Genomic DNA, 25536 nt, shown 5'->3' on the forward strand with positions numbered 1-25536 from the left:
CTGGCTCTGTCGAAGTAGGACAATTGTCGGCTTCACGTCACCATCAGCGACCTTGAATGGCCTTCCTTGCACTCGGTATTAACCACAAGACTGCTTCAGTAGACGTCCGCGAGCGCGTGGCCTTTACCCCTGAGCAGCTGGTTGAGGCCTTGCAGCAGCTCTGCCGACTCACCGACAGCCGCGAAGCTGCGATCCTCTCCACCTGCAATCGCAGTGAACTGTATATAGAACAGGATCACCTTTCGGCTGACATCGTGCTGCGCTGGCTGGCCGATTATCATCATTTGAGCCTTGATGAGCTGCGCGCAAGCGCTTATGTGCATGAAGATGATGCGGCAGTTCGTCACATGATGCGGGTCGCCTCCGGGCTCGATTCGCTAGTGTTGGGTGAACCACAGATTCTCGGCCAGATGAAATCGGCCTACGCCGTGGCTCGCGAGGCGGGCACCATCGGTCCGCTGCTCGGGCGTTTGTTCCAGGCCACGTTCAATGCGGCCAAACAGGTGAGAACCGACACCGCCATCGGTGAAAACCCGGTGTCCGTGGCGTTTGCAGCGGTCAGCCTGGCGAAACAGATTTTCAGTGATTTGCAACGCAGCCAGGCCTTGCTGATCGGCGCCGGCGAGACCATCACCCTGGTCGCCCGCCATCTGCATGAGCTGGGCGTGAAGCGAATCGTGGTCGCCAACCGTACCCTGGAGCGCGCAAGCACCCTGGCCGAGCAGTTCGGCGCCCACGCGGTGTTGCTCTCGGACATCCCGACAGAACTGGTGCGCAGCGACATCGTCATCAGTTCCACCGCCAGCCAGTTGCCGATTCTCGGTAAAGGCGCGGTGGAAAGTGCCTTGAAATTGCGCAAGCACAAGCCGATCTTCATGGTGGATATCGCTGTTCCCCGGGATATCGAGCCGGAAGTCGGCGAGTTGGACGACGTTTACCTGTATAGCGTCGACGATCTCCACGAAGTGGTCGCCGAAAACCTCAAGAGCCGTCAGGGCGCAGCCCAGGCTGCCGAAGAGATGGTGTCGGTCGGTGCCGAAGATTTCATGGTTCGCCTGCGCGAACTGGCGGCGGTGGATGTGCTCAAGGCTTATCGTCAACAAAGCGAGCGCTTGCGCGACGAAGAATTGCAGAAGGCCCAGCGCATGCTCGCCAACGGCAGCAGCGCCGAGGACGTGCTGGTGCAACTGGCCCGTGGCCTGACCAACAAACTCTTGCACGCCCCGAGCGTGCAATTGAAAAAGCTCTCTGCCGAAGGCCGCCTCGATGCGCTGGCCATGGCCCAGGAACTCTTTGCCCTCGGTGAGGGCTCATCGGATAGCTTTTCGGATAAGAAACCGCAATGAAAGCGTCACTGCTCAATAAGCTGGACATCCTCCAGGACCGTTTCGAGGAATTGACCGCCCTGCTTGGCGATGGCGAAGTCATTTCCGATCAGAACAAATTCCGCACCTATTCCAAGGAATACGCGGAAGTCGAGCCGATCGTCGACACCTATAAACAGCTGCTCAAAGTGCAGGGCGACCTCGAAGGCGCACAGGCACTGCTCAAGGACAGCGACCCGGACATGCGTGAAATGGCCGTGGAAGAAGTCCGCGAAGCCAAGGAACGATTGATCGAGCTCGAAGCCAGCCTGCAACGCATGCTGCTGCCCAAGGATCCGAACGACGGTCGTAACGTGTTTCTCGAAATCCGTGCGGGCACCGGTGGTGACGAAGCGGCGATATTCTCCGGCGACCTGTTCCGCATGTATTCGCGTTACGCCGAGCGGCGTGGCTGGCGGGTAGAGATTCTCTCGGAGAACGAAGGCGAACACGGTGGCTATAAAGAAGTTATCGCCCGTGTCGAAGGCGAGAACGTCTACGGCAAACTGAAGTTCGAATCCGGTGCGCACCGTGTGCAGCGGGTTCCGGCCACTGAATCGCAAGGTCGCATCCATACCTCGGCCTGCACCGTGGCCGTGTTGCCCGAGCCGGATGAGCAGGAAGCCATCGAGATCAACCCGGCGGATCTGCGGGTCGACACCTATCGCTCCTCCGGTGCCGGTGGTCAGCACGTCAACAAGACCGACTCGGCGATTCGTATCACCCACTTGCCGTCCGGTATTGTCGTCGAGTGCCAGGAAGAACGTTCCCAGCACAAGAACCGCGCCCGGGCGATGTCCTGGCTGTCGGCCAAGCTCAACGACCAGCAAACCAGCGCCGCGGCCAATGCCATCGCCAGCGAGCGTAAATTGCTGGTCGGTTCCGGTGACCGCTCCGAGCGGATCCGTACCTACAACTTTGCCCAGGGCCGGGTCACCGACCATCGGGTCAACCTGACGCTGTATTCGCTCGACGAAATTCTCGCGGGCGGCGTGGATGCGGTGATCGAACCGTTGCTGGCCGAGTACCAGGCCGATCAATTGGCAGCGATAGGTGAGTAAATGACGATCATTGCCAGTTTGCTGCGCGCCGCCGATTTGCCTGATTCGCCCACCGCGCGTCTGGATGCCGAATTGCTGCTGGCGGCTGCCTTGGGCAAGTCCCGCAGCTTTCTGCACACCTGGCCTGAGCGTATCGTCCCGAGCGAAGCGGCACTGAAGTTTGCCGAGTATTTGCAGCGCCGCCGTAGCGGTGAGCCAGTGGCCTATATTCTGGGGCAGCAAGGCTTCTGGAAGCTCGACCTGGAAGTCGCGCCCCACACGTTGATTCCACGTCCCGACACTGAATTGCTGGTGGAAGCGGCGTTGGAACTGTTGCCGGCCACCCCAGCCAAGGTGCTCGATCTGGGCACCGGCAGTGGTGCCATCGCCCTGGCGCTGGCCAGCGAGCGTCCGGCCTGGAAGGTCACCGCGGTGGATCGCGTGCTGGAAGCCGTGGCCCTGGCCGAGCGCAATCGTCAGCGCTTGAGCCTGAACAATGCCACGGTGTTGAGCAGCCATTGGTTCAGCGCTTTGGAAGGCCAGCGTTTTCAACTGATCATCAGCAATCCGCCTTACATCGCTTCGACCGATCCGCATCTGGTGGAGGGCGATGTGCGCTTTGAGCCGGCCAGTGCCCTGGTGGCGGGCATCGATGGGCTCGACGATTTGCGTCTGATCGTCGCCCAGGCACCGGATTATCTTGAAACGGGCGGCTGGTTGATGCTCGAACACGGTTACGATCAAGCCTGCGCGGTGCGCGATTTGCTGCTGACCCGCGGCTTTGAAGAAGTCCATAGCCGCACCGATCTGGGCGGTCACCAACGCATCAGTCTGGGGCGCTTGCCGTGCTGAATGATCAGGAATTGCTGCGTTACAGCCGGCAGATTCTGCTGCAACACGTCGACATCGACGGCCAGTTACGACTCAAGGAAAGCCGTGTGCTGATTGTCGGCCTCGGCGGCCTGGGTTCGCCGGTTGCGCTGTATCTGGCCGCAGCCGGTGTCGGTGAGTTGCATCTGGCGGACTTCGACACGGTCGACCTGACCAATCTGCAACGCCAGATCGTTCACGACACCGACAGCGTCGGCCTGAGCAAGGTCGACTCGGCGATCCGTCGCCTGACCGCGGTCAATCCAGAGATTCAGCTGATCGCCCATCGCACTGCACTGGACGAGGATTCGCTGGCCGCCGCCGTTGCCGCGGTGGATCTGGTGCTGGACTGTTCCGACAATTTTTCCACCCGCGAGGCGGTCAACGCTGCGTGTGTGGCCGCGCGCAAGCCGCTGGTCAGTGGTGCGGCGATTCGGCTGGAAGGGCAATTGTCGGTGTTCGACCCGCGTCGTCCAGAGAGCCCGTGCTACCACTGTTTATACGGACATGGCAGCGAGGCCGAGTTGACCTGCAGCGAGGCGGGCGTCGTCGGTCCTTTGGTCGGGTTGGTCGGCAGTCTCCAGGCACTGGAAGCGCTGAAACTGCTGGTGGGGTTCGGCGAGCCGCTGGTGGGGCGCCTGTTATTGATCGATGCCTTGGGCTCACGCTTCCGTGAATTGCGGGTCAAGCGTGATCCGGGCTGCAGTGTCTGCGGGTCGCGCCATGCGTGAAGCGCCGATCGGCGTGTTCGACTCCGGTGTCGGCGGGCTGTCGGTGCTGGCCGAGATCCAGCGCCTGCTGCCCAACGAGTCTCTGTTGTACTTCGGCGATTGCGGGAATATTCCCTACGGCGAGAAAACCCCGGCATTCATCCGCCAGCGTTGCAGTGTCATGGCGCAATTCTTTCAGCAGCAGGGCGCCAAGGCACTGGTGCTGGCTTGCAACACCGCGACGGTGGCTGGTGTTGCGGACTTGCGGCGCGATTTCCCCGAGTGGCCCATCGTCGGCATGGAGCCCGCGGTCAAACCGGCCGCTGCGGCGACACGCAGCGGTGTGGTCGGCGTGCTTGCCACCACCGGCACTTTACAGAGCGCCAAGTTCGCCGCCTTGCTCGACCGTTTCGCCACCGATGTGCGGGTGATTACTCAGCCGTGTCCCGGGCTGGTGGAACTGATTGAAAATGGCGATCTGCACAGCGAGACATTGCGTCAGTTGCTGCAAGGGTATGTCGCGCCGCTGCTGGCTGCAGGTGCAGACACAATCATTCTGGGTTGCACGCATTATCCCTTTTTAAAGCCACTGCTTAAGCAGATGCTCCCGCAGAGCATCAGTCTGATCGATACCGGTGCTGCCGTGGCGCGGCAACTTCAGCGTCTGTTGGCCGAGCGTGATTTACTGGCCGAGGGACCTGCTCGCGCTGCACGGTTCTGGTCGAGCGCCGATCCTGTGCATTTCAGAAATATCTTGCCGATACTGTGGAATATGTCTGGGGTTGTGCGAAGCTTCGAAGAGTAGAGACGCGTAGCAAACGAATAATTGGGGTGAGCTTCTGATTAAACGGGGAACTTTATAGCTTTGTTTGTTGAGCAGTATAAAAACCATACTAAATTGTTCGGAAAAGGATGTTTCTAATGAAGCGACTATTCTGTTTGGCCGCGATTGCGACCGCATTGATGGGGCACAGTTTTACCGCGCAGGCGGCAGGGGTGGAGTTCGGGGTCGGCCAGACCAGCGATTCGACCATGACCTACCGACTGGGCATGCAGTTCGATTGGGACAAGAGCTGGTTGCAGAGTGATGTTGGTCGCTTGACCGGCTACTGGAGCGGCGCTTACACCTACTGGGATGGCGACAAAACGGCGAGCAATCACAGTTTGTCGTTCTCGCCGGTGCTGGTGTACGAGTTTGCCGGTCAGACCATCAAACCCTACGTCGAAGCGGGTATCGGTGTCGCGGTGTTTGCCAACACCGAATACGAAGATAACAAGCTCGGCAGTGCCTTTCAGTTCGAAGACCGTTTCGGGTTTGGCCTGCGCTTTGCCGGCGGACATGAAGTCGGGATTCGCGCCACCCACTACTCCAATGCCGGGATCAGTAACCCGAACGACGGTGTAGAAAGCTACGCATTGCATTACACGATGCCGTTGTAAGCCTGTGATGTTTTAAGTGTGGGAGCGCTAGCTCCCACATTCGTATTCAGGGGGCTTCGACTTCAGCGATACGCCGTTGCAATCCCCTGGCGTTCGGCGATGCATTCCGGTGCGCCCATTTCGAACTCCCGGCAGATCAGCGGACGCTTTTCATAAATGGTGCACATCATACTGTTGCGATCCAGCGCGGCGCACCAGCCGTCATCCAGTCGCAGCATGACTTCACCCCCCCAATCATCGGTATCGATAAAACGTTCGGGCACGCCGGTGTCGGTGATCAGCATCACTTCAAGCTGGCAGCAGCAGGCTGCGCAGGTCGAGCAGGTGACCGCAGGCTCGGCGACTTGCGTGTGGGGAATGGTTTTCATGGCGCGCAGTGTAAGGCAGTGGGCCCACGCTGTGTAAAAGGCCTGACAGACGCTCAGGCTTCACGGCAGATCCTCAATTGGCGGCTTGTTTCGCGCTTGTTCGTCGATTACCAGTCCCGTCTGGTCGGGTTGTTGCGGCAGGGGCCAAAGAACAGGCATGAGCAGCTCCGGCAAGGAGAATTCCAGTGGACGATTCTTGATCATGTCGAGGAGGTATCGCGCGGCTTTGCCCGCCGACCAGTCGATATGTAACGGAACGTCGTTGTTCAGGGGTGCATCGATAAATCCTGGGCTGATCACGGTCATTTCGATGTTTTCCGGCGCCACGTCGATGCGTAAGGATTCGAATAAATGACTCAACCCAGCCTTTGAATCGCCGTAGGATTCAGCCCATGGCAGCGGTAGCCAGGTCACCGAACTGGCCATACCCACCAGATGCGGCGCAGTGCCCGCCTGTAGCAGGGGCCGGGCGGCTGCGATGCAATAGCTGCTGGCAAGCAGGTTGGTGCGCACGATGTGTTCGATGATTGATGAGCCGAACTGATTGGCATCGACGTATTCGCAGGTGCCCGCGTTGAGGATCATGGTGTCCAGAGAGCCCCATTCCTGCGCAATCTGCTCACCGATTTCGCGCACCCTTTGGCCGTTGGTCAAATCGCCTGCGACCACCAGCACTTGACCGGGATAGCGCTCAGACAGGGATATCAGTGACGCCACCGAGCGGGAGCTGGCCGCCAGATGAGCACCGGTTTTCAGTATTTCTTCGGCCAGCGCAGCACCAATACCATTGCTGGCGTCGGTCAACCAGTATCGCCTTGGAGGTGTACGACTCATCCCGATTCCCTTTTTAACCCGATAATGTCCCGGCTTAATACCGTGTTCATAACGTTACGCTGCGGCTCAAATTACTCCGGTGGCGATAAACCTTGTCGCGACGGCAGGTTTTTGAACGCGGCCAGGGCCCGTTCGCGGGAAGTGCTCAGGTTGACGATCAGCGATGGATAATCCCTTACGCCGAACAATCCGTCGAGACTCGCCGGGTTATGCAGGTTTTTTTTGTTCATTGTATTGATCTGCGGCAACCAATGCTTAATGAATACCCCTTCAGCATCGAATTTTTCCGACTGCCTCAGTGGGTTGAAAATCCGGAACCAGGGCGCCGAATCGGTGCCGGTGGACGAACTCCACTGCCAGCCACCATTGTTCGCCGCCAAGTCGCCATCAATCAGATGCCGCATGAAGAAACGCTCACCTTCACGCCAGTCGATCAGCAGGTTCTTAGTCAGGAACATCGCCACCACCATGCGCAAGCGGTTGTGCATCCAGCCGGTTTCCAGCAATTGGCGCATGGCGGCATCGATGATCGGCAGACCGGTGCGGCCTTGCTGCCAGGCCTTGAGCTCTTCCGGGGCGTCACGCCAGGCCAGGGCCTCGGTTTCCGGGCGGAAGGCGCGGTGCCGGGATACACGTGGGTAGCCTACCAGGATGTGTTTGTAGAACTCACGCCACAGCAGCTCGTTGATCCAGGTGACGGCGCCAACCTTGCCGCTTTCGAACTCGCCCTGATTGCTTCGCAACGCGGCGTGCAGGCACTGGCGAGGGGAGATCACCCCGGCGGCGAGATAGGCTGAGAGCTGACTGGTGCCGGGTTTTGCCGGGAAGTCGCGTTCGCTGTGGTAATAGTCGATCCGGGCGTCGACAAAGGCGTCGAGACGGCGCCGGGCTTCGGTTTCACCGGCCGGCCAGAGGGCACGCAAGCTGTCGTGGGGGGAATCGAAACCCTCGACACGGGAAGGCGGTTCGTCGCTGCTGATATGTAATGGAGCCTGAAGGGCGGGTGCAGCGACCAATCCGGGTAATGATGCGTGCAGGCGTTCGTAGCAGACCTTGCGAAACTGGCTGAAGACCTGGAAGTAGGTTCCGGTTCTGGTGAGCACGGTGCCTGGCTTGAACAGCAGATGATCGAGGTGGCTGTGAAAGTCGATGCCCCGGGCTTTCAGCGCTTGGGCCACCGCCGCATCACGGTGGGTTTCATGAATGCCGTATTCCTCGTTGACGTGCACTGCGTCGATCTTCAACTGCTGGCACAGTTCGAGCAGAACCTTGGGCGCCTCATCCCAGCGCGACGCCTGGCGAATCAGTAACGGGATATTCAGGGCGTCCAGCGCACGGCGTAATTCGCCGAGGTTGCGCAACCAGAAGTCCACTTTGCACGGCGCGTCGTCATGCGCAAGCCACTGCTGCGGGCTCAGCAAATACACCGCCACACACGGGCCACGGACGGCGGCGGCCGAGAGGGCGGTGTTGTCGTGTAGACGCAAATCGCTGCGCAGCCAGATCAATTGCATGGTCGTATCCGTACGATTCATCAAAAAAGCGCCATTAAATGAGCCCGCGCTGAATCAGGTCCAGATGGGCTGATAACGGGTTATCGGCCAGGATCAAATCAGCAATGGCGGTGTTTTTTGCGGACAAATCGGCGTGGTGGATGCACACCGTTGGTCCGGCGATCATTTTTGGGCAACTGACGCCATTCAAAAGTTTCGACAATTTTGCAAGATTCATGGCTTTGCTGGAATACAGCAGTACGCCGCGGGCTTGCAGGTGATCGACCGCCAGCGTCAGTTCGCCGGCCGGGAGTGGCCAGTCGAAAACTTCCACCGGGCAATCGGTGCTGCTGATCAGCCAGGCGGTGAGCCATAGATGAGGTTCCAGAGGCAGGTCCGAGTGATTGATCAGCAGCAGCGGCGCGGTGCGCAACTGGCGGTTGTTGTGGTAAATCCTCGCGCCGAATTTGCTGCGCAACCAGGAATAGACAAACACTCGCTCCATCTGCGCACCGAATTGCCCTTGCCAGCGTTGTTCCAGTTCCGCCAGCAACGGCATCAACAGGTGTTCACACAAGGTGCGTGGCGGATACAGCGCCATTGCCTGGTTTACGGTGTCATCGAGGGTGCGTTCGGCCAGTTGGGTAACGGCTTGTAGCAGTGTCTGGCGCAGCACCAGCCAATCATTCCCGACGGGCTCGGTAAGTACCTGAGGCGTGTCGAGCAGTTGCTTGACCTGACCGACCGCCACGCCGCGATTGAGCCAGGTGAGGATCGTCAGGATTCGTTGAACGTGTTCGGCACAGAACAGTCGATGTCCCTTGGGAGTGCGCTGAGGCACGATCAGCCCATAGCGCCGTTCCCAGGCGCGCAAGGTGACGGCGTTGACTCCGGTCTGCCGGGCCACTTCACGGATGGGCAGCCAGCCTGCGTCCAGGGCCTTTTTGAAGTCGGTGCCGAGGTCTTCGCTGGCGCTGGTGTCCGGTGGGGTTTTCATTAGATTGCGTTTCGCAGGCTGAGGTTTTCCGGGTGCGGTTGCAGGTAGACCTGTTGCGCAATGTACGGATCCGGGTGTTGGCGAAAGTAGTGCTTGAGCAACGTCAGGGGTACCACCAGCGGCACGATACCGTGACGATACTGGCCGATGACGTGCTGCACTTCTTGTTTGTCTTCGGTGCTGATGGCTTGTTTGAGGTAGCCGCTGAGGTGTTGCAGGACATTAGTGTGGGTGCGGCGCGTGGCGCATTTTTTCAAGGCCGCCATCAGCTCGCTGAAATAGCGCGGGCCGATGACTTCAGGGGTGGTTTGGTCCATGTTGCCCAGCAGGTTGCCCAGGGTTTTGTATTGCACCGGGTTGTGGGCCATTAACAGGTATTTGTAGCGCGAGTGAAAGTCCGTGAGGCCGCGCCGGGTCAGGCCGGTTTGCAGCAACTGCTGCCAGGCGCCGTAGGCGAATACGCGGGTAAGGAAGTTTTCCCGCAGCACCGGATCGTTGAGCCGGCCTTCTTCCTCCACCGGCAAATCGGGGTGCAGCGCGCAGAAGGTCCGGGCGTAAATGCCACGGCTACCGCCGTCCACCGGCACGCCGTTGGCGTGGTAGACCTTGACCCGCTCCAGACCGCACGAAGGGGATTTCTGCATGAAGATATAGCCGCAGATGTCGCCCAGTTCCAATGCCATTTTCTGAGCGTACTCGGCCCCCATCAGGCAGGCGCTGATGGCGATTTTGGGTGGGGTCGCTGATTGTGCAGGCATCGGAGCACCTCGAATCCAGACTTGTACGGATTATTAAACCTGTACAATATCTGTTCATCATAGATTCAAAGGTGTACAAGTCAATTTTTCTGTATAAGTTTTTGCAGGGCTGCTGTCCCTGTCGACAGCAGCAATGTGCTCGAATCGAGGCGGTTCACTGCAGGTGTTCGTGCAGACGGCGGGCCGCTTCCTGGCCACTCAGCCAGGCGCCTTCGACACGGCCGGACAGGCACCAGTCGCCGCATACATACAAGCCCAGATCAGCGTCGGCCAAGGCTCCCCATTCATGGCTGCTGGCCGGACGGGCGTAAAGCCAGCGGTGAGCGAGACTGAAAGTCGGTGCAGGCATGGCGTCGTGCAGCAGTTCGGCAAATGCGCCGTGCAATTGCTCGATCACCGCTTCCTTGGACAGATCGATATGCTGCCGGCTCCACGCACTGGTGGCGTGCAACACCCACGTGTCGAGGGTGTTGTCGCGTCCCGGTTTGCTGCGGTTGCGCGCCAGCCAGTCGAGGGGGCTGTCCTGCACGAAGCAGCCTTCGATCGGGGTATCCAGTGGCGTGTCGAAAGCGAGGGCGACCGCCCAGGTCGGCTCCATTTTTACCCCGGCGGCGGCTCCGGCGAGTTTCGGCGCGGCAGGCAGCAACGCGGTCGCCTGAGGGGCCGGCGTGGCAATCACCACATGACTGAACGGCCCGTGGGTGAAGCCTTCGGCGTCTTGCAGATGCCAGTGCTCTTCACCGCGATAGACCTCGGTGATCCGGCAACTGAATTGCACTTCCAGGTCACCGAGCAGCGCACGGGTGATGGCGCTCATGCGCGGCGTGCCGACCCAGCGTGTCTGTTCGTCCGGCGAGGGTCTGAGCTGGCCGCCGTGGTAGGTATAGAGCTGCGGTGTCCACACGGCGACCCAACCGTTGGCTTGCCAGCGCTGGACTTCGGTGACGAAGCGACGGTCGCGGGCAGTGAAATATTGCGCGCCCATGTCCAGAGCACCCGCATCGCTGCGCTTGCTCGACATGCGTCCGCCACTGCCGCGGCTTTTATCGAACAGTTGAACGACATGCCCGGCCTCCGTAAGGGCTTGGGCGGCTGAGAGTCCGGCGATGCCGGTGCCGATGATTGCGATAGGTACAGTCATAGGGGCCTCGTTTGCCTTTCTGTACAGACTACGCCGTGGTTCAAACCTGTACAATATTGTTTTTTGGTATAACTTTTAGCGTTCTCGTTCTGAGAGCTTGGCCTATTGTTAAACACAGAACCTGCCCGATACCAAAGATCCCTGCTTATAAAAATAGACTAGTGATCCGGGTAAAACGCCACGCGAGGAACATGTCATGCACATATTGCTGACCGGCGGTACTGGTTTGATAGGACGTCAGCTCTGCCGACACTGGTTGAGTCAGGGACATCACCTCACGGTCTGGAGTCGCACGCCCAAAAAAGTCGGCAAAATCTGTGGCACTCAGGTACGGGGAATCGCACGGCTTGAGGATTTTGGGCCAGAACCGGTGGATGCAATCATCAACCTTGCGGGGGCGCCGATCGCCGATCGGCTCTGGACCCACAAACGCAAAGCGCTGTTGTGGAGCAGCCGGATCACCCTGACCGAAACCCTGTTGGCCTGGCTCGAAAGTCGTGAGCAGAAACCGCAGGTGCTGATCTCCGGTTCAGCGATCGGTTGGTACGGCGACGGCGGCGAGCGGGAGTTGACCGAGAAATCGCCACCGGTCATCGATGATTTCGCCAGCCAGTTGTGCGTCGCCTGGGAAGAAACCGCGCAACGCGCCGAAGCCATGGGCATTCGCGTGATTCTCATCCGTACCGGGTTGGTGTTGTCCGCCGAGGGCGGCTTTTTGTCGCGGCTGTTGTTGCCATTCAAGCTGGGGCTCGGCGGGCCGATCGGCAACGGTCGGCAGTGGATGTCGTGGATTCATATCGAGGATCAAATCGCCCTGATTGATTTTCTTCTGCATCGCAATGGGGCCAGCGGTCCCTATAATGCCTGCGCGCCCAAGCCGGTGCGCAATCGCGAATTCGCCAAAACGTTGGGTGACGTGTTGCATCGTCCGGCGTTCATGCCGATGCCGACTCTCGTCTTGAAGGTCGGCCTGGGCGAGTTGTCATTGTTGTTGCTGGGTGGTCAGAAGGCTATGCCGGCTCGCTTGCTGGAAGCGGGTTTCACTTTCCGGTTCACTGATTTGCGCGCGGCATTGGACGATCTGTCCGGCCGCCTCTGAAATAGGACGTTGCATGACCGATCACGCGTTGCTTCTGGTCAACCTGGGTTCACCTGCCTCCACCTCGGTGGCGGATGTGCGCAGTTACCTCAATCAATTTCTGATGGACCCGTATGTGATCGACCTGCCTTGGCCGGTGCGGCGTTTGCTGGTGTCGTTGATTCTGATCAAACGCCCGGAACAATCGGCTCACGCTTACGCGTCGATCTGGTGGGAGGAGGGCTCGCCACTGGTGGTGCTCAGCCGTCGCCTGCAACAGGCCATGACCCGGCAGTGGGCTCATGGGCCTGTTGAGCTGGCGATGCGTTATGGCGAGCCGTCCATTGAGTCCGCGCTGGTGCGGCTGGCTGCCCAGGGGCATAAGAAAGTGACCCTGGCACCGCTCTATCCGCAATTCGCCGACAGCACCGTGACCACGGTGATCGAAGAAGCCAAGCGCGTGGTGCGCGATAAAAAGCTCGACGTGCAGTTCTCGGTTCTTCAGCCGTTCTACGATCAGCCGGAATACCTCGATGCGTTGGTGGCCAGTGTCAGGCCTTATCTGCAACAGGATTTCGATCATCTGCTGCTGAGCTTCCACGGTTTGCCGGAGCGTCACCTGAAGAAGCTCAATCCGGGGCACAGCTTCGAGGGTGGCGGCGATTGCTGCGCCGGTGCGCCGCCGGAGGTGGTCGCGACCTGTTACCGCGGTCAGTGCCTGCGCACGGCCGCAGAGTTTGCCAAACGTATGGGCATACCGGACGGCAAGTGGTCGGTATCGTTTCAGTCGCGTCTGGGCCGGGCCAAGTGGATTGAACCCTACACCGAAGCTCGCCTCGATGAGTTGGCCAAAAGCGGCGTGAAGAAAGTCCTGGTGATGTGCCCGGCGTTTGTTGCCGACTGCATTGAGACGCTGGAAGAGATCGGTGATCGTGGGAAGGAGCAATTCCGCGAAGCGGGAGGGGAGGAGTTGGTGCTGGTGCCTTGCCTTAACGATAATCCGCAATGGGCGCGGGCATTGAGCACCTTGTGCGAAAGGGCGCCGTTGGCTTTGTAGGAACATACATTGAAGTGAAGGCGGGCTGGTTGTGGCGAGGGAACTTGCTCCCGCTGGGTCGCGTAGCGGCCCCAAAATCTTTGCAGTCAATGAAGATTTTGTGAGTGCTGCGCACTGGTGCGCCAGCCCGATCAAGCGGGAGCAAGCTCCCTCGCCACAGGGGATTGAGTTGCCTGCTTACAACAGCGGCTCATCCGCCTTCTTGTGCTTCCAGCTGTCATTGCCTGGCAGCAACAGGTTCAGCGCAATCGCCACCACCGCGCACAGCGCGATGCCTTTGAGGCCGAAATCGTTCTGGCCGGTACCGGTGCCGACCAGCATGCCGCCAATCCCGAACACCAGCGTCACCGAGACAATCACCAGGTTGCGTGCTTCGCCCAGGTCGATCTTGTGGCGAATCATGGTGTTCATCCCCACCGCGGCAATCGAACCGAACAACAGACAGAGAATCCCGCCCATCACCGGCACCGGGATGCTTTGCAGCAGCGCGCCGAACTTGCCGATGAACGCCAGGCTGATGGCGAAGATCGCCGCCCAGGTCATGATTTTCGGGTTGTAGTTTTTGGTCAGCATCACCGCGCCAGTCACTTCGGCGTAAGTGGTGTTGGGTGGGCCGCCGAACAGGCCGGCTGCGGTGGTGGCAATGCCATCGCCGAGCAAGGTGCGGTGCAGGCCGGGCTTTTTCAGGTAATCGCGACCGGTCACGCTACCGACCGCGATCACGCCGCCGATGTGCTCAATGGCCGGGGCCAGGGCCACCGGAACGATGAACAGAATCGCCTGCCAGTTGAATTCGGGTGCGGTGAACTGTGGAATCGCGAACCATGGTGCCACGGCAATCTTCGCGGTATCGACCACACCGAAATAGAACGCCATGGCAAAACCCACCAGCACACCGGAGATGATCGGCACCAGGCGGAAAATACCTTTGCCAAACACCGCGACGATCAGGGTGGTCAGCAGCGCCGGCATCGAAATCATCATCGCCGTCTGGTAATGAATCAGCTCAGTGCCGTCGCCCGCCTTGCCCATCGCCATGTTGGCGGCAATCGGCGCCATGGCCAGGCCGATGGAGATGATCACCGGGCCAATCACCACCGGAGGCAGCAAACGGTCGATAAACCCGGTGCCTTTGATCTTCACCGCAAGGCCGAGGAAGGTGTAGACGAACCCGGCCGCCATCACACCACCCATGGTCGCTGCCAGGCCAAACTGGCCCTTGGCGAGAATGATCGGGGTGATGAAGGCGAAGCTCGACGCCAGGAATACCGGCACCTGACGCCCGGTGACGATCTGGAACAGGATTGTCCCTAAACCTGCGGTGAACAGCGCCACGTTCGGGTCGAGGCCGGTAATCAGCGGCATCAACACCAGGGCACCGAAGGCCACGAACAGCATCTGCGCGCCGGACAGCACCGTGCGCCAGAGCGGATCGTTGAACTCTTGCTGCATGGTCACGCGTCCTTCTGCTTGGTGCCGAAGATCTTGTCACCGGCATCGCCCAAGCCTGGGATGATGTAACCGTGTTCGTTCAGTTTCTGGTCAATGGAAGCGGTGTAGATGGTCACGTCCGGGTGAGCCTTCTCCACAGCGGCGATACCTTCAGGAGCGGCCACCAGGACCATCGCGCGGATGTCCTTGCAGCCGGCCTTCTTCAGCAAATCGATAGTGGCGACCATCGAGCCGCCGGTGGCGAGCATCGGGTCGATGATCATCGCCAGGCGCTCGTCGATTTCCGGCACCAGTTTTTCCAGGTAGGTGTGGGCTTCGAGGGTTTCCTCGTTACGGGCCACGCCCACGGCGCTGACTTTGGCGCCCGGGATCAGGCTCAGCACGCCTTCAAGCATGCCGATACCGGCACGCAGGATCGGCACCACGGTAATCTTCTTGCCGGCGATTTTCTCGACCGACACCGTGCCGCACCAGCCTTCGATGTCGTAGCTTTCCAGCGGCAGGTCTTTGGTGGCTTCATAGGTCAGCAGGGCACCGACTTCCTGAGCGAGCTCACGGAAATTCTTCGTGCTGATGTCGGCGCGGCGCATAAGGCCAAGTTTATGACGGATCAGCGGATGGCGGATCTCACGGATGGGCATGGGGAAAGGCTCCGGCGGCGGGCAAAAAAACCGGCCTAGATTAATCTATCCGAGGGTGTTGTCCTATAGACATACAGTACGTTAGTCCACAAACGCTTGATCTGGCCGTGCGGGATGCGTACCTTTGCCCGCTTTTCCGAATCCGTCCCTCCCCCTCAAACCCCTTGGAGAGCGCCATGTCCGCTGATCTCGAGCATATCCGTCAAATCATGCGAGAGGCTGACTGCCTGTACACCGAAGCTGAAGTCGAGGCGGCCATCGCCCGCGTCGGTGCACATATCAACGAACAACTGGCTGAAAGCAATCCGGTGGTGTTCTGTGTGATGAACGGCGGCCTGATTTTCGCCGGCAAGCTGCTCACCCATCTGCAATTCCCGCTGGAAGCGTCCTACCTGCACGCCACCCGCTATCGCAACGAAACCAGCGGCGGCGAGCTGTTCTGGAAAGCCAAGCCGGAAGTCTCGTTCATCGACCGTGACGTGCTGATCATCGACGACATCCTCGATGAAGGTCACACCCTGGGCGCGATCATCGATTTCTGCAAGCACGCCGGCGCCCGCAAAGTGCACACCGCCGTGCTGATCGACAAGGACCACGACCGCAAGGCTCGCCCGGACCTGAAAGCCGATTTCGTCGGCCTGCCGTGCATTGACCGTTACATCTTCGGTTATGGCATGGACTACAAAGGCTACTGGCGTAACGCGAACGGGATTTTTGCCGTTAAAGGCCTGTAAGCAGGGTGACTGTCTGGGGGCGGTTTTAGCCGCCAGGCACGTTGAAGCTTGAAGGCAGATCTCCCCCCGAATGTGTGCGCAGTTCGCTTGAACTGCGCGTTCAGTCCTGCCCGACGAGCCAGCGTTCGCTTTTGCGTCGAGCCTGTTCCAGGTTGTTCACGTAAGCCAACTGGCGCTGTTCCCGATGGATGCCCGCGCGCCTGAGTTTCAGGCGCACGCGCGCAGCCGTCCCGACCAGAATCAGGCCGATGCCGTCGGTACGGTAATCCCTGAGGATATTGTCGAAGGCCGCCAGCGCCGTCATGTCCAGCATTGGCACGGCGCTCATCTCGACGATCACCACTTTGACCTCCGGGCTGAATTTGCGCAGCACGCCCAGGGCTTTTTCCGCCGCACCGAAAAACAACGGCCCGCGTATCGCATAGCAACGAACATGCTCCGGCAAATCCTGTAAGGCTTGATGGAACTCTCGAGGCAATTCGGCGGTGTCCGTGAGGTCGCTCATGCGCTTGACGAACAACCCGGCGGCCAGCAACAGCCCAACGGCAACGGCCAGCACCATGTCGAACAGCACTGTCAGGCTCAGACAGGTCAGCAAGACCAACACATCGCTGCGTGGTGCGATGCGCAAGGTGTGCGCGACATGCCGGGCCTCGCTCATATTCCACGCCACCATCACGAGCAATGCCGCCAGTGCGGCCATCGGCAAGTAGCTGAACAGCGGGGCGAGGACGAGTATCGCCAGCAGCACCACCGCACTGTGGATAATTGCCGCCAATGGCGAAAACGCCCCGCTGCGCACGTTGGTGGCGCTGCGGGCAATCGCCGCGGTGGCGGTAATGCCGCCGAACAGCGGTGCGACCAGGTTACCGATGCCTTGACCCAGGAGTTCGGCGTTGGGGTCATGTTTGCTGCCCGTCATGCCATCGGCCACCACTGCACATAGCAACGACTCGATGGCACCGAGCATGGCAATGGCGAACGCTGGTGCCATTAATTGGCGGATCAGGTCGTAAGACAAATGCAGCGGCTGACCATTGGGCCCCGGCAGATTCCACGGCCAGTCGAAGCTCGGCAGAAACGGCGGAATGCCGGGGTGGCTGACGCCGTCGACGATATAGCTGAAGCGCTCGCCCAGCGTCGCAATCGGTAACCCGCCGCCTTCCAGCGCCAGCCCCAACATTGCGCCGACGGCCAGTGCCACCAGATGCCCCGGGACCTTCGGCACAAAGCGCGGCCAGACGATCAGAACCGCCAGGCACATAACACCGATGATCCCGTCTCCCAGGCGGGCGCTGGGTAATGCCTGGAGCAGCGCACCTAATTGCTCGATGTAATGTTCGGCATGCCCGGTGGTACTCAGGCCCAGCAAATCCTTTAATTGAAGCGTGGCGATGACAATGCCGATCCCGGCGGTAAAGCCCAGGGTTACCGGATAAGGAATGTACTGAATCAGCCGTCCGGCCCGAATCAGCCCCAAGGTAATCAGGATTGCCCCGGCAAGCATGGTGCAAAGCAGCAGGCCACCCAGGCCATATTGTTGGGTGATCGGCAGCAGTATCACCACGAACGCAGCCGTCGGCCCGCTGACATTGAAGCGCGAACCTCCCGTCAGGGCGATCAGCGGGGCAGCGATCAGCACCGTATACAAACCTTGCTGGGGCGCTACTCCCACCGCAATCGCCAGGGCCATGGCCAGGGGAATGGCGATAATCCCTACCGTCACCCCGGCACTGATGTCGCCGCGCAAGCGCCTGAGGCTATAACCTGCACGCAGGGTCTGACGCCAGGCGGCGAATAACGGGGGGATGGAGAATGACATGGGGACTCCACAGTAGACGGCGCGCCGTCGAAATAGGGCTGAAGGCTCTTTCAGTATGCCCAGCCTTGTCTTCGAGAGTATTGATCTGGATCGGTTATTCGCCCGATTGATCATCATGCTAGAGTGCTCGGCCTCGTCCCTGGAGCCTGTCATGAGTCTTTTGATCCGCAGCTGCGCCGCCCTGATGTTGGTCTTCAGCCTGCCCCTGGCTGCCGCCCCGGCGCCGATGCATGGGCAGTTTTTGCCCCCGGACGATCTGACTCTGCGTGACGCAGAGCCCGAGCAGCAACAACTGTTGCAGGTTACCGAGTATTCGGTGGTGATTGGCAGTCAGCGCCAGTCCAATCAACAGCCGATCCCGGTTACCTCACCGCTGCTGATCCGCCTCAAGGGCAAACCCTTGAACAAGGGCGCGACCATCAGCCAGGTGCTGGTCAACTTCGATGGCGAAAGCAAAAGCCTGAAAAAACCGATCTACGATGACAAAAGCAAAACCCTGACCCTCTATTACCCGTTGGCCCAGTACCGGGTGGTGATCGACTTGCTGCGCAACGACACCGTGTATTGCCAGTTTCTGAGTTACGCCAACGGCCATATCTGGGCCGATCTGCACACCGGCAGCGTTCGTCCGCGTTGAGCCCGGCATCAAGGCAGGGGTAAACTGCCCGCCCCGTGAAATGTCTGCGAGCTGGAGTCGGCAATGCGTAAAGATAAGAAGCAAGTGATTGGTGACGAGATCGGCGATGCGCAGATCAAACTGTTCCTCGATTTCGAGCCGGTCGACGCCACTTCACCGTCGCTGCACAAACTGATCAAGGCGTACCGCGGCCTGCGTATCGATGACTTTGAGCGTTTTCTGACGTTCTTTGTCGAAGCCGGCTACGATCTGGACGGCAAGGATGAGCACGGCAATAACTTCGTGGCCCTGATTCAGGATCAGCGCAACGCGGCCGAGTACATCGAGTTGATCGACAAGGCTCGCGGTTAAGATAAAGGCACAAAAAAACGCCCCGCCCTCAATGAGGACGGGGCGTTTTTTATGCCGTTGAATCAAGCGTAGCTTTGGGTTTCGCTGCTTGCTTCAACCAGTTCCAGCGCGACGTTGTTCTGCGCATTGATCTTGCGATACAGCGCAGCGTCGGTTTCCAGGACTTTTTCCCGAGCCGGGAAGATTTCCTTGAGCTTGGTGGCCCACTCGCCAGTGGCTTTGGCCGGGAAGCAGCGTTCGATCAGTTCCAGCATGATCGACACGGTCACCGAAGCGCCAGGGGATGCGCCGAGCAGGGCTGCAAGAGAACCGTCCTTGGCCGCGACCAGTTCGGTACCGAACTGCAGAACGCCGCCTTTCTTCGGGTCTTTCTTGATGATCTGCACCCGTTGGCCGGCCACTTCCAGGCGCCAGTCTTCGGCTTTCGCTTCAGGATAGAAGCGACGCAGGGATTCCAGGCGCTGCTCCATCGACTGCATCACTTCGCTGACCAGGTACTTGGTCAGGTCCATGTTGTTTTTGGCCACGGACAGCATTGGGCCGATGTTGCCGGCGCGGACCGACATCGGCAGGTCCATGAACGAACCGTGCTTGAGGAATTTGGTGGTGAAGCCGGCATAAGGTCCGAACAGCAGGGACTTCTTGCCATCGACCACACGGGTGTCCAGGTGCGGCACGGACATCGGTGGCGAACCGACCGCAGCCTGGCTGTAAACCTTGGCCTGGTGGTGCTTGACCACTTCCGGGTTGTCGCAACGCAGCCACTGGCCGCTGATCGGGAAGCCGCCGAAGCCTTTGCTTTCTTCGATGCCCGAAGCTTGCAGCAGCGGCAGTGCCGCGCCGCCGGCGCCGAGGAAGACGAATTTGGCGTCGACTTCGCGGGTGTTGCCGCTGTTGACGTCCTTGATGCTGACGGTCCAGCCGCCGTTGTTACGCTTGAGGCCGGTGACGCGCTTGCAGTACTTGACCTGGGCATCGGGCGCGCTGGTCAGGTGCTTGAGCAGTTGGTTGGTCAGGGCACCGAAGTTGACGTCGGTGCCGTTCGTCACGCGGGTGGCGGCGAGGACTTCGTCGGCCGGACGGCCTGGCATCATCAGCGGCATCCACTCGGCCATCTTGGCCTTGTCTTCGGTGTATTCCATGTCCGAGAAGGCGTGGTGCTTGCTCAGCGTCTTGAAACGTTCCTTGAGGAAGGAGACGCCGTCATCGCCCTGCACGAAGCTCAGGTGCGGTACCGGGCTGATGAACGATTTGCACGAACCGAAGGTGCCTTTCTTGGTCAGGTAGGACCAGAACTGCTTCGACACCTCGAACTGGGTGTTGATGTGCACGGCTTTCTTGATGTCGACGGTGCCGTCAGCGGCCTGCGGCGTGTAGTTCAGCTCACACAGCCCGGCGTGACCGGTACCGGCGTTGTTCCACGGATTGGAACTCTCCGCGGCACCGGAATCCATCAGCTCGACGACTTCCAGCTTGATCGCGGGGTCGAGCTCTTTAAGCAGTACAGCGAGGGTGGCACTCATGATGCCGGCCCCAACCAGTACTACGTCGACTGCTTCGTTATGCGCCATTTAACGCGTCTCCAAAATCTGCAGCACCAAATTGTCGGCATAGCTGCCAGGAGTGACGGGGCGTGTCAGTGATGCCCCAGGTACCCATGGCCAGGATCGCCATGTCCGAATCTTCGCAATTTTTCGCAACTTCGACGGATGCATGCGGCCTGGCCTCAAGAGTCACATGAACTCATTTCGGCGCGCGGCTGGCAATTCGACTTATGGTCGAGACATCCGTTTGTGCAACCAAATCCGTAGCGGACAGGCTTCAGGCTCCGGTGTTCGAGGAGTACTCGGTCCTGTGTCGTTGGGCTGTTGTAGACGCTAATGGTGCATGTTCAGACGCAAAACTATTCATTTGCTCGCCACACTCTTGTGAAGTTGTGAAAACCCGTTTTTTTCACGCTCTTTTGAAGACGTGAACCTCAAAAAAGGGCTGTCCCAGCCTGGCACCGCGCCCGGATGGATTGCCGCCATGGGGTGCATGGGCGGCAAAAACGGGCAAACAGCTCAGTGACCGAGCGTAATGACAGCTCTGCAGATTCGCGAAAAGTGGGGGTTTTGCTTGAGAAACAGCAAGCGCGCCAGCTTCACTCGATCTGTGTGGGCGGCTCTCTGTGGGCGGTGCGGGGTGTCAATACCGAGGCATTGAACGATGCTGCGAGGCCCGATCAGGAGACGTCCTTATAATCGGGGGGAGATTGTATCTAAGAAACGCAGGGAAATGGTCGTGTTTAATGACTTTTATTAGGCGTCCGGTCAGGTGGTCTGCAGTTGCTGCGCGCGTGCACGTGGCTGGTGCTGGCTGACACGGGCGCTGGCGGGCAGGGGATGGTGCAGCCAGTTGAGGCGAATTTCTTCGATTTCGACCCAACCATCACCCATGGGCTGGAGGCTGCACTGCTTGAAGGCCTGGCAGTGGCCATTGTGGTCGAGCAGGGCGAAGCTGCGGTGCAGCGGGCGTGGCGCGAACAGCGAGATGAGAAAACGCATGGCAACGTACCTTTTGGGGTGACTGCCATAAAGGTTGCCAGCGGGCGGTGACAAAGGTGTGACAGGAACCGCGCTGCGCCGGGTTTGTCAGAGATTTCAGTAATCGTTGCGCGAAGCTAGTTCGCCGCAGTGGCGCACCGCTATACTGCGGGCATTGTTAGTTGCCTGATTCTGGAGAGAAGAGCATGTTGCAACGCCTGTTGTTCGGTTTGATCACTGTGACCAGTTTGACCCTCGTCGGCTGCGCCCACAGCCCGCAACAACTGAACCCGGAACCCAAGCTGACGGCTCAGTTGGCGCCGATCGGCCATGGTCAGCCGGTGGTGGTGCGTGTGGTGGACGGTCGTCCATCGCCAACCCTGGGGACCCGTGGCGGTCTGTACCCGGAGACCAGTGCGATCACGGTGCAGGGCGCGCAGATTCTGCCGAAGCTGCAGGCTCAGGCTGAGGCGGCCGTGCGGTTGTTGGGCTTCACGCCGACGGCCAATGCGCTGAATGCGCCGCAATTGACGGTGACCCTGGCCGAGCTGAAGTATCAGTCGCCCAAAGAAGGTTTGTATGTGACTGAAGCAACGATTGGCGCGACGTTCCGTTCGGATGTACAGAATGCCAACCGTCGTTACAGCGGTCGCTACGGCGCGTCGCTGGATCAGCGTTTTGGCATGGCGCCGAATCAGGAAACCAATACCAAGCTGGTCAGTGATGTGTTGAGCGATGCGTTGACCCGCTTGTTCAAGGACCCGACGATTGGTCAGGTGCTTGGCGAGTAACGGTTTGCCGGACTCAAGAAGCCCGGTGTCAGCAATGGCCCCGGGCTTTTTTGTGCCTGCCGATCCTGCAAAGGAAATCAAGCCGCTTCTGAATAGAAGTCCAGAACACTCACCCCGGTCAGTAAGTCCGTCTCCGGCAAATCCGCATGTTGATGCCCGCCCAACGCGCAATACACCAGCCAATGCCGGTCTTGTACGTTGAAGGCAAGGCTGCCGACTAAGGTTTGTTGTTCGTCGCTTTGGGCAATGAGGTAAAGACGATCCTGGTTTTCGGCGTGGAGCATGACGCGGTCCGTGTCGGTTTTGAGGGGCGACAGACTGGCGGATTCAGATGACGGCGCCGTGACACGGGACAGCTATCGGTCAAATGGTTTCGTTATTTGTCGGAAAGCCGGGGCAGGCCGGAGCGCTTTCGGTAGAATTCGCGCCGCGGTCGTCGGTTGGGCGTCTGCCACACTGGTTCTGCCTGAGGTTTGTGATGTCGCTGCAATTGATTTCGCTCTTTACCGCTCATCCCGCCAAATTGATCAACCTGCTGGCCTTGCTGTTTGCCTGCCCGGGCGGCTGGTTGCTGCATGCCACCCGTCGTCGTGAACAACGCGCGATGGCCAGTATCGAAGCCCAGCGCCAGAGTCGGCCCAGCGAAGAGCCAACGCTCGATTGGGCGACCTTGCGCATGAACCGGTTTTTCTATCGCTTCGGTTTTGCCTGCCTCGGGATGGCCTTGCTGGTGTCGTGGGTCAGCACGCGGGTCTAATCGCGACGCGGTAACTTGTGGCGAGGGGGCTTGCCCCCGTTCGGCTGCGCAGCAGTCGTAGAACCGATGGTCGCGGGCATGTCTGAAAGACCAGCGATTGCCGATTCAGGGGCTGCTGCGCAGCCCAACGGGGGCAAGCCCCCTCGCCACAGGGCGCCGTTGTCGTATCCAGCCAGTACCCTACAGCGGCAACCCGGCCTTGACCCGATATTGATTACGCACCGGCATCGCATATTGCAGCACCAGGAACGGACGATGCTCCTCAGGGCAAGCCTCCAGCCGGCGCTGCCATTCTTCCTGAGCCTTGGCCAGTTCATCTGCCGCAAACAGCTCGGCCGCTTTCGGCACTTGCAACTGCGGGTCGGCGTCTTTCCACTGCGCATACGCCAGGTAATGCACCGGGAATAACCGGTAACCGCCCAGAATCTGCTTGTCCATTTCGATCGCCAATTGCTTGGTGTCTTCGAACAGTTCGGTGATCGGCGCGGCGAAGTTCACGTGGACCCGGCCTTTGTAACCGGTGATGCCCTTGGCAATGCTCACGTCATCCTCGCCCGGCGCCTTGGTGTAGCTGCCGGTGGTGGCGCGGATGTACAGCTCGCGGGCCTTGGCCTGGTCGCAGGGGTCGTATTCGTAGCTGATCGACACCGGGGTAAGGTTCAGCGAGCGGATGACTTCGCCGAACGGCTCGTCTTTGCGGCTCATGTGGAACATCTTGAGGATCGCCGACTCGGTACGGTCGTCGCCGTCCTTGGCCCGGCCTTCAGCCTGAGCAATCCAGATCGAGGCGCAATCGTTGCGAATCGAGTGGTTGATGTAGGCCGACAACAATTGATACGCCGCCATTTTCTCGCGACGACCGGTGATCGAACGGTGCACGATGAAGCTCTTGTTCAGGCGCATCAGGTCGCTGACAAAAGGCTTCTGCAGCAGGTTATCGCCGATGGCGATGCGCGGGGTCGGCAGGCCGGCGTGGTACACGGCGTAATTGACGAAGGCCGGGTCCATCACGATGTCGCGGTGGTTGGCGATGAACAGATAAGCACTGCCGGACTTGAACTGCTCCACGCCGGTGTAGGTCACCCCGTCCGTGGCGCGCTCGATGGTGTGGTCGACGTAAAACTCGACTTTATCCTGCAACGTGGCCACCGACGTGACGTCGGCGAACTCACGGCGCAGCCGATGCGCTATAAGAGGTTTGAGCATCCAGCCGAAGGCACCGGCAAAGCGCGGGAAGCGGAAGTGGGTGAGGATATCTAGAAACGCCTTGTCGCCGAGCAGCCGTGCCAGCACCGCTGGGACTTCGCTGTCGTCGTAAGGTCGGATGGCATCGAATTCGCCCATCATGCTCTCTTGTTAGAAACGGCTAGGGTAAGTAAAGGTTTTGATCGAAAACCAACGGGGCATGGTCTGAAAGGTAGTCAGACGAAAATAGCCCTGCAAATAGACCGGCGATTATACGCACAAGTCACCTGGGAGACCGCGATGCTGGAAACCGAGCGCTATGAATGCCCGTATTGCGGTGAAGAGTCTGAGGCCGTTCTGGACTTGTCCGGCGGCGATCAGACCTATATTGAAGATTGTCCCGTGTGTTGCCGTCCCATTACTTTTGTCTTGCAGACTGACGGTCACGAATGGTTGCTCGAGGTTCACAGCGAAAACGAGTGAGGGTCTATGCAGCGTATCTACGAGCCGGAAAACCTGATGGAAGGCGAATTGCTGCTAAGCATGCTGGCCAGTGAAGGCATCGAGGCGCATCTGGTGGGACGGGATTTAATCGGCGGCACTGGGGAATTGCCGATATTCGGCCTGCTGGGTGTATCGGTCGATAACGACCAGGCGCAATACGCGCGGGAGCTGATCGCTGCGTACAATGCCGCGCTGCCGCTGTCCGGCGATGAACCGGACAGCTTTCCCGGCACGCTGGTCTGTTAGGCTGACGTTCGTTTGATCAAGAGTCGTATTGCCCCATGTGTGGACGTTATGCCCTGTTTCGCTGGAACCCCGCCTTCGCGGCCCTGCCCGGATTTCCCGCCGATCAGCAGGCCCAGTGGAATATATCTCCCAACGATTCGGTGTTGATGCTGCGTGCCGGTGCAGACGGGCAGCGTGAGTTGGCCCGCGCCCGCTGGGGCCTGACGCCGCCATGGCTGACCGACCTGTCCCGCACGCCGGCCCATGCCCGCGCCGAAACCGTTGCCGAACAACCGATGTTTCGTGAAGCCTTGCGCCTGCGTCGTTGCCTTCTGCCGGCCAATGGTTTTTACGAATGGCGTGGCACCACACGCAAACGTCCGTACTGGCTGACGCCGGGGGAGGGCTCGACGCTGTACTTCGCGGCGATCTGGGAGGCGTATCCGGTGCAGGAGCAGGTATGGCTGAGTACGGCGGTGATCACCCAGCCTGCCTCGAGTCAGCGTCGGCCGCTGATTCTCGATGCGGCGGGGCAGGAAGCCTGGCTCAACCCCGAAACCCCGCTGCATGCCTTGCAGGCGCTGCTGGCCAGCGAGCCCGCGGCGCTGCGCGAGCGGGTGCTGGCGAACATGGTGAATGATCCGAAACTCAATGGGCCGGAGTGTTTGACTCCGGGTTGAGTACGTAATGATCGTTCCCACGCTCTGCGTGGGAACGAATCCCGTGACGCTCTGCGTCACAGTGGACGCGGAGCGTCCATGG

Annotated in this window: 29 protein-coding genes; 16 read left to right on the forward strand and 13 right to left on the reverse strand. The window is 59.7% G+C overall.

The window, feature by feature from the left end; genetic code table 11:
• Window positions 1-56: 56 nt before the first annotated feature.
• From hemA to PMI21_RS09775, 6 genes are all read left to right on the forward strand, one after another.
• Window positions 57-1346: a glutamyl-tRNA reductase gene (hemA, locus tag PMI21_RS09800; RefSeq protein WP_007939757.1), complete on the forward strand. Its 1290-nt coding sequence runs from the start codon at window positions 57-59 to the stop codon at window positions 1344-1346.
• Window positions 1343-2425 carry a peptide chain release factor 1 gene (gene prfA / locus PMI21_RS09795; RefSeq protein WP_007939759.1) on the forward strand — a complete coding sequence of 361 codons (1083 nt, stop codon included), beginning with the start codon at window positions 1343-1345 and terminating at the stop codon, window positions 2423-2425. The genes hemA and prfA overlap by 4 nt, the downstream gene beginning before the upstream one ends.
• Window positions 2426-3256: a peptide chain release factor N(5)-glutamine methyltransferase gene (gene prmC, locus PMI21_RS09790; RefSeq protein WP_007939761.1), complete on the forward strand. Its 831-nt coding sequence runs from the start codon at window positions 2426-2428 to the stop codon at window positions 3254-3256.
• Window positions 3250-4005, forward strand: coding sequence for a molybdopterin-synthase adenylyltransferase MoeB (locus PMI21_RS09785; RefSeq protein WP_007939762.1), 756 nt, complete (start codon window positions 3250-3252; stop codon window positions 4003-4005). Before prmC ends, PMI21_RS09785 begins: the two co-directional genes overlap by 7 nt.
• Window positions 3998-4789 carry a glutamate racemase gene (gene murI, locus PMI21_RS09780; protein ID WP_007939763.1) on the forward strand — a complete coding sequence of 264 codons (792 nt, stop codon included), beginning with the start codon at window positions 3998-4000 and terminating at the stop codon, window positions 4787-4789. Before PMI21_RS09785 ends, murI begins: the two co-directional genes overlap by 8 nt.
• A gap of 116 nt (window positions 4790-4905) precedes the next feature.
• Window positions 4906-5424, forward strand: a complete 519-nt coding sequence (locus PMI21_RS09775; RefSeq protein ID WP_007939764.1) for an acyloxyacyl hydrolase — start codon at window positions 4906-4908, stop codon at window positions 5422-5424.
• A 62-nt stretch (window positions 5425-5486) separates the two neighbouring features.
• Here the strand turns inward: PMI21_RS09775 and PMI21_RS09770 are convergent, their stop codons facing one another.
• The 6 genes from PMI21_RS09770 to PMI21_RS09745 all read right to left on the reverse strand — a co-directional run bounded on the left by PMI21_RS09770 (window position 5487) and on the right by PMI21_RS09745 (window position 11015).
• Window positions 5487-5792, reverse strand: coding sequence for a YkgJ family cysteine cluster protein (locus tag PMI21_RS09770; RefSeq protein WP_007939765.1), 306 nt, complete (start codon window positions 5790-5792; stop codon window positions 5487-5489).
• Window positions 5793-5852: 60 nt separating this feature from the next.
• Window positions 5853-6626, reverse strand: a complete 774-nt coding sequence (locus tag PMI21_RS09765; RefSeq protein WP_007939766.1) for an SDR family NAD(P)-dependent oxidoreductase — start codon at window positions 6624-6626, stop codon at window positions 5853-5855.
• A gap of 71 nt (window positions 6627-6697) precedes the next feature.
• Complete coding sequence (phrB, locus tag PMI21_RS09760) at window positions 6698-8140, reverse strand: deoxyribodipyrimidine photo-lyase (protein WP_007939768.1); 1443 nt, start codon at window positions 8138-8140, stop codon at window positions 6698-6700.
• 34 nt (window positions 8141-8174) lie between these two features.
• Window positions 8175-9116 carry a MerR family transcriptional regulator gene (locus tag PMI21_RS09755; RefSeq protein WP_007939770.1) on the reverse strand — a complete coding sequence of 314 codons (942 nt, stop codon included), beginning with the start codon at window positions 9114-9116 and terminating at the stop codon, window positions 8175-8177.
• Window positions 9116-9874 carry a YbgA family protein gene (locus tag PMI21_RS09750; RefSeq protein ID WP_007939771.1) on the reverse strand — a complete coding sequence of 253 codons (759 nt, stop codon included), beginning with the start codon at window positions 9872-9874 and terminating at the stop codon, window positions 9116-9118. The genes PMI21_RS09755 and PMI21_RS09750 overlap by 1 nt, the downstream gene beginning before the upstream one ends.
• A gap of 154 nt (window positions 9875-10028) precedes the next feature.
• On the reverse strand, window positions 10029-11015 hold the full coding sequence (locus PMI21_RS09745; RefSeq protein ID WP_007939772.1) for an NAD(P)/FAD-dependent oxidoreductase: 987 nt from the start codon (window positions 11013-11015) through the stop codon (window positions 10029-10031).
• A 196-nt stretch (window positions 11016-11211) separates the two neighbouring features.
• Here PMI21_RS09745 and PMI21_RS09740 point away from each other — a divergent pair, with 196 nt between their 5' ends.
• Together PMI21_RS09740 and hemH are read left to right on the forward strand one after the other, a co-directional pair.
• Window positions 11212-12114, forward strand: coding sequence for a TIGR01777 family oxidoreductase (locus PMI21_RS09740; protein WP_007939773.1), 903 nt, complete (start codon window positions 11212-11214; stop codon window positions 12112-12114).
• 13 nt (window positions 12115-12127) lie between these two features.
• Entirely contained in the window at window positions 12128-13150 is a 1023-nt protein-coding gene (gene hemH / locus PMI21_RS09735; RefSeq protein ID WP_007939774.1) for a ferrochelatase, read from the forward strand.
• 177 nt (window positions 13151-13327) lie between these two features.
• Here the strand turns inward: hemH and PMI21_RS09730 are convergent, their stop codons facing one another.
• Window positions 13328-14602: a uracil-xanthine permease family protein gene (locus PMI21_RS09730; RefSeq protein WP_007939776.1), complete on the reverse strand. Its 1275-nt coding sequence runs from the start codon at window positions 14600-14602 to the stop codon at window positions 13328-13330.
• Window positions 14603-14604: 2 nt separating this feature from the next.
• A complete protein-coding gene (gene upp / locus PMI21_RS09725; protein ID WP_007939777.1) occupies window positions 14605-15243 on the reverse strand; it encodes a uracil phosphoribosyltransferase in 639 nt (212 codons plus the stop codon).
• A 176-nt stretch (window positions 15244-15419) separates the two neighbouring features.
• On the opposite strand from upp, the gene PMI21_RS09720 reads away from it, so the two are divergent.
• Window positions 15420-15977: a hypoxanthine-guanine phosphoribosyltransferase gene (locus PMI21_RS09720; RefSeq protein ID WP_007939779.1), complete on the forward strand. Its 558-nt coding sequence runs from the start codon at window positions 15420-15422 to the stop codon at window positions 15975-15977.
• Window positions 15978-16077: 100 nt separating this feature from the next.
• Here the strand turns inward: PMI21_RS09720 and dauA are convergent, their stop codons facing one another.
• Window positions 16078-17799, reverse strand: coding sequence for a C4-dicarboxylic acid transporter DauA (dauA, locus tag PMI21_RS09715; protein ID WP_007939781.1), 1722 nt, complete (start codon window positions 17797-17799; stop codon window positions 16078-16080).
• Window positions 17800-17950: 151 nt separating this feature from the next.
• On the opposite strand from dauA, the gene PMI21_RS09710 reads away from it, so the two are divergent.
• Together PMI21_RS09710 and PMI21_RS09705 are read left to right on the forward strand one after the other, a co-directional pair.
• Window positions 17951-18436, forward strand: a complete 486-nt coding sequence (locus PMI21_RS09710; RefSeq protein ID WP_007939782.1) for a hypothetical protein — start codon at window positions 17951-17953, stop codon at window positions 18434-18436.
• A 63-nt stretch (window positions 18437-18499) separates the two neighbouring features.
• The gene (locus tag PMI21_RS09705) at window positions 18500-18787 is read left to right on the forward strand and encodes a PA4642 family protein (protein WP_007939783.1); all 288 of its coding nucleotides are present in this window, start codon (window positions 18500-18502) and stop codon (window positions 18785-18787) included.
• A gap of 62 nt (window positions 18788-18849) precedes the next feature.
• Here the strand turns inward: PMI21_RS09705 and mqo are convergent, their stop codons facing one another.
• On the reverse strand, window positions 18850-20358 hold the full coding sequence (gene mqo, locus PMI21_RS09700) for a malate dehydrogenase (quinone) (RefSeq protein ID WP_007939784.1): 1509 nt from the start codon (window positions 20356-20358) through the stop codon (window positions 18850-18852).
• A 741-nt stretch (window positions 20359-21099) separates the two neighbouring features.
• The gene (locus PMI21_RS09695; protein WP_007939786.1) at window positions 21100-21333 is read right to left on the reverse strand and encodes a hypothetical protein; all 234 of its coding nucleotides are present in this window, start codon (window positions 21331-21333) and stop codon (window positions 21100-21102) included.
• 185 nt (window positions 21334-21518) lie between these two features.
• On the opposite strand from PMI21_RS09695, the gene PMI21_RS09690 reads away from it, so the two are divergent.
• Complete coding sequence (locus PMI21_RS09690; RefSeq protein ID WP_007939787.1) at window positions 21519-22103, forward strand: YajG family lipoprotein; 585 nt, start codon at window positions 21519-21521, stop codon at window positions 22101-22103.
• Between the two features lie 77 nt (window positions 22104-22180).
• On the opposite strand, the gene PMI21_RS09685 is transcribed toward PMI21_RS09690, so the two are convergent.
• Window positions 22181-22387 carry a hypothetical protein gene (locus tag PMI21_RS09685; protein WP_007939788.1) on the reverse strand — a complete coding sequence of 69 codons (207 nt, stop codon included), beginning with the start codon at window positions 22385-22387 and terminating at the stop codon, window positions 22181-22183.
• A 194-nt stretch (window positions 22388-22581) separates the two neighbouring features.
• Here PMI21_RS09685 and PMI21_RS09680 point away from each other — a divergent pair, with 194 nt between their 5' ends.
• Window positions 22582-22860 carry a hypothetical protein gene (locus PMI21_RS09680; protein ID WP_007939791.1) on the forward strand — a complete coding sequence of 93 codons (279 nt, stop codon included), beginning with the start codon at window positions 22582-22584 and terminating at the stop codon, window positions 22858-22860.
• A gap of 180 nt (window positions 22861-23040) precedes the next feature.
• Here the strand turns inward: PMI21_RS09680 and PMI21_RS09675 are convergent, their stop codons facing one another.
• Window positions 23041-24207, reverse strand: coding sequence for a 1-acyl-sn-glycerol-3-phosphate acyltransferase (locus PMI21_RS09675; RefSeq protein WP_033064099.1), 1167 nt, complete (start codon window positions 24205-24207; stop codon window positions 23041-23043).
• A gap of 138 nt (window positions 24208-24345) precedes the next feature.
• On the opposite strand from PMI21_RS09675, the gene PMI21_RS09670 reads away from it, so the two are divergent.
• Genes PMI21_RS09670 through PMI21_RS09660 form a run of 3 tightly spaced genes read left to right on the forward strand, consistent with a single transcriptional unit; the run spans window position 24346 to window position 25454 of the window.
• Window positions 24346-24528 (forward strand): CPXCG motif-containing cysteine-rich protein, encoded by a 183-nt coding sequence (locus tag PMI21_RS09670; RefSeq protein WP_007905243.1) that lies wholly within the window; start codon window positions 24346-24348, stop codon window positions 24526-24528.
• A gap of 6 nt (window positions 24529-24534) precedes the next feature.
• The gene (locus PMI21_RS09665) at window positions 24535-24795 is read left to right on the forward strand and encodes a putative signal transducing protein (RefSeq protein WP_007939795.1); all 261 of its coding nucleotides are present in this window, start codon (window positions 24535-24537) and stop codon (window positions 24793-24795) included.
• 35 nt (window positions 24796-24830) lie between these two features.
• Window positions 24831-25454: an SOS response-associated peptidase gene (locus PMI21_RS09660; protein ID WP_007939796.1), complete on the forward strand. Its 624-nt coding sequence runs from the start codon at window positions 24831-24833 to the stop codon at window positions 25452-25454.
• The last annotated feature ends 82 nt before the right edge of the window (window positions 25455-25536 follow it).

Source organism: Pseudomonas sp. GM18, assembly GCF_000282195.1.
Taxonomy (GTDB): Bacteria; Pseudomonadota; Gammaproteobacteria; order Pseudomonadales; family Pseudomonadaceae; genus Aquipseudomonas.

Bases quoted from the DNA above. Each gene is read 5' to 3' on its own strand.
- PMI21_RS09745 (WP_007939772.1), bottom strand. From the start codon at position 11,015: ATGACTGTACCTATCGCAATCATCGGCACCGGCATCGCCGGACTCTCA.
- PMI21_RS09675 (WP_033064099.1), bottom strand. From the start codon at position 24,207: ATGATGGGCGAATTCGATGCCATCCGACCTTACGACGACAGCGAAGTC.
- prfA (WP_007939759.1), top strand. From the start codon at position 1,343: ATGAAAGCGTCACTGCTCAATAAGCTGGACATCCTCCAGGACCGTTTC.
- PMI21_RS09685 (WP_007939788.1), bottom strand. From the start codon at position 22,387: ATGCTCCACGCCGAAAACCAGGATCGTCTTTACCTCATTGCCCAAAGC.
- PMI21_RS09660 (WP_007939796.1), top strand. From the start codon at position 24,831: ATGTGTGGACGTTATGCCCTGTTTCGCTGGAACCCCGCCTTCGCGGCC.
- hemH (WP_007939774.1), top strand. From the start codon at position 12,128: ATGACCGATCACGCGTTGCTTCTGGTCAACCTGGGTTCACCTGCCTCC.
- PMI21_RS09670 (WP_007905243.1), top strand. From the start codon at position 24,346: ATGCTGGAAACCGAGCGCTATGAATGCCCGTATTGCGGTGAAGAGTCT.
- PMI21_RS09765 (WP_007939766.1), bottom strand. From the start codon at position 6,626: ATGAGTCGTACACCTCCAAGGCGATACTGGTTGACCGACGCCAGCAAT.
- upp (WP_007939777.1), bottom strand. From the start codon at position 15,243: ATGCCCATCCGTGAGATCCGCCATCCGCTGATCCGTCATAAACTTGGC.
- phrB (WP_007939768.1), bottom strand. From the start codon at position 8,140: ATGCAATTGATCTGGCTGCGCAGCGATTTGCGTCTACACGACAACACC.
- PMI21_RS09680 (WP_007939791.1), top strand. From the start codon at position 22,582: ATGTCGCTGCAATTGATTTCGCTCTTTACCGCTCATCCCGCCAAATTG.
- PMI21_RS09705 (WP_007939783.1), top strand. From the start codon at position 18,500: ATGCGTAAAGATAAGAAGCAAGTGATTGGTGACGAGATCGGCGATGCG.
- mqo (WP_007939784.1), bottom strand. From the start codon at position 20,358: ATGGCGCATAACGAAGCAGTCGACGTAGTACTGGTTGGGGCCGGCATC.
- PMI21_RS09695 (WP_007939786.1), bottom strand. From the start codon at position 21,333: ATGCGTTTTCTCATCTCGCTGTTCGCGCCACGCCCGCTGCACCGCAGC.
- PMI21_RS09720 (WP_007939779.1), top strand. From the start codon at position 15,420: ATGTCCGCTGATCTCGAGCATATCCGTCAAATCATGCGAGAGGCTGAC.
- PMI21_RS09750 (WP_007939771.1), bottom strand. From the start codon at position 9,874: ATGCCTGCACAATCAGCGACCCCACCCAAAATCGCCATCAGCGCCTGC.
- hemA (WP_007939757.1), top strand. From the start codon at position 57: ATGGCCTTCCTTGCACTCGGTATTAACCACAAGACTGCTTCAGTAGAC.
- PMI21_RS09665 (WP_007939795.1), top strand. From the start codon at position 24,535: ATGCAGCGTATCTACGAGCCGGAAAACCTGATGGAAGGCGAATTGCTG.
- PMI21_RS09730 (WP_007939776.1), bottom strand. From the start codon at position 14,602: ATGCAGCAAGAGTTCAACGATCCGCTCTGGCGCACGGTGCTGTCCGGC.
- PMI21_RS09690 (WP_007939787.1), top strand. From the start codon at position 21,519: ATGTTGCAACGCCTGTTGTTCGGTTTGATCACTGTGACCAGTTTGACC.
- PMI21_RS09770 (WP_007939765.1), bottom strand. From the start codon at position 5,792: ATGAAAACCATTCCCCACACGCAAGTCGCCGAGCCTGCGGTCACCTGC.
- murI (WP_007939763.1), top strand. From the start codon at position 3,998: ATGCGTGAAGCGCCGATCGGCGTGTTCGACTCCGGTGTCGGCGGGCTG.
- PMI21_RS09775 (WP_007939764.1), top strand. From the start codon at position 4,906: ATGAAGCGACTATTCTGTTTGGCCGCGATTGCGACCGCATTGATGGGG.
- dauA (WP_007939781.1), bottom strand. From the start codon at position 17,799: ATGTCATTCTCCATCCCCCCGTTATTCGCCGCCTGGCGTCAGACCCTG.
- PMI21_RS09710 (WP_007939782.1), top strand. From the start codon at position 17,951: ATGAGTCTTTTGATCCGCAGCTGCGCCGCCCTGATGTTGGTCTTCAGC.
- prmC (WP_007939761.1), top strand. From the start codon at position 2,426: ATGACGATCATTGCCAGTTTGCTGCGCGCCGCCGATTTGCCTGATTCG.
- PMI21_RS09755 (WP_007939770.1), bottom strand. From the start codon at position 9,116: ATGAAAACCCCACCGGACACCAGCGCCAGCGAAGACCTCGGCACCGAC.
- PMI21_RS09740 (WP_007939773.1), top strand. From the start codon at position 11,212: ATGCACATATTGCTGACCGGCGGTACTGGTTTGATAGGACGTCAGCTC.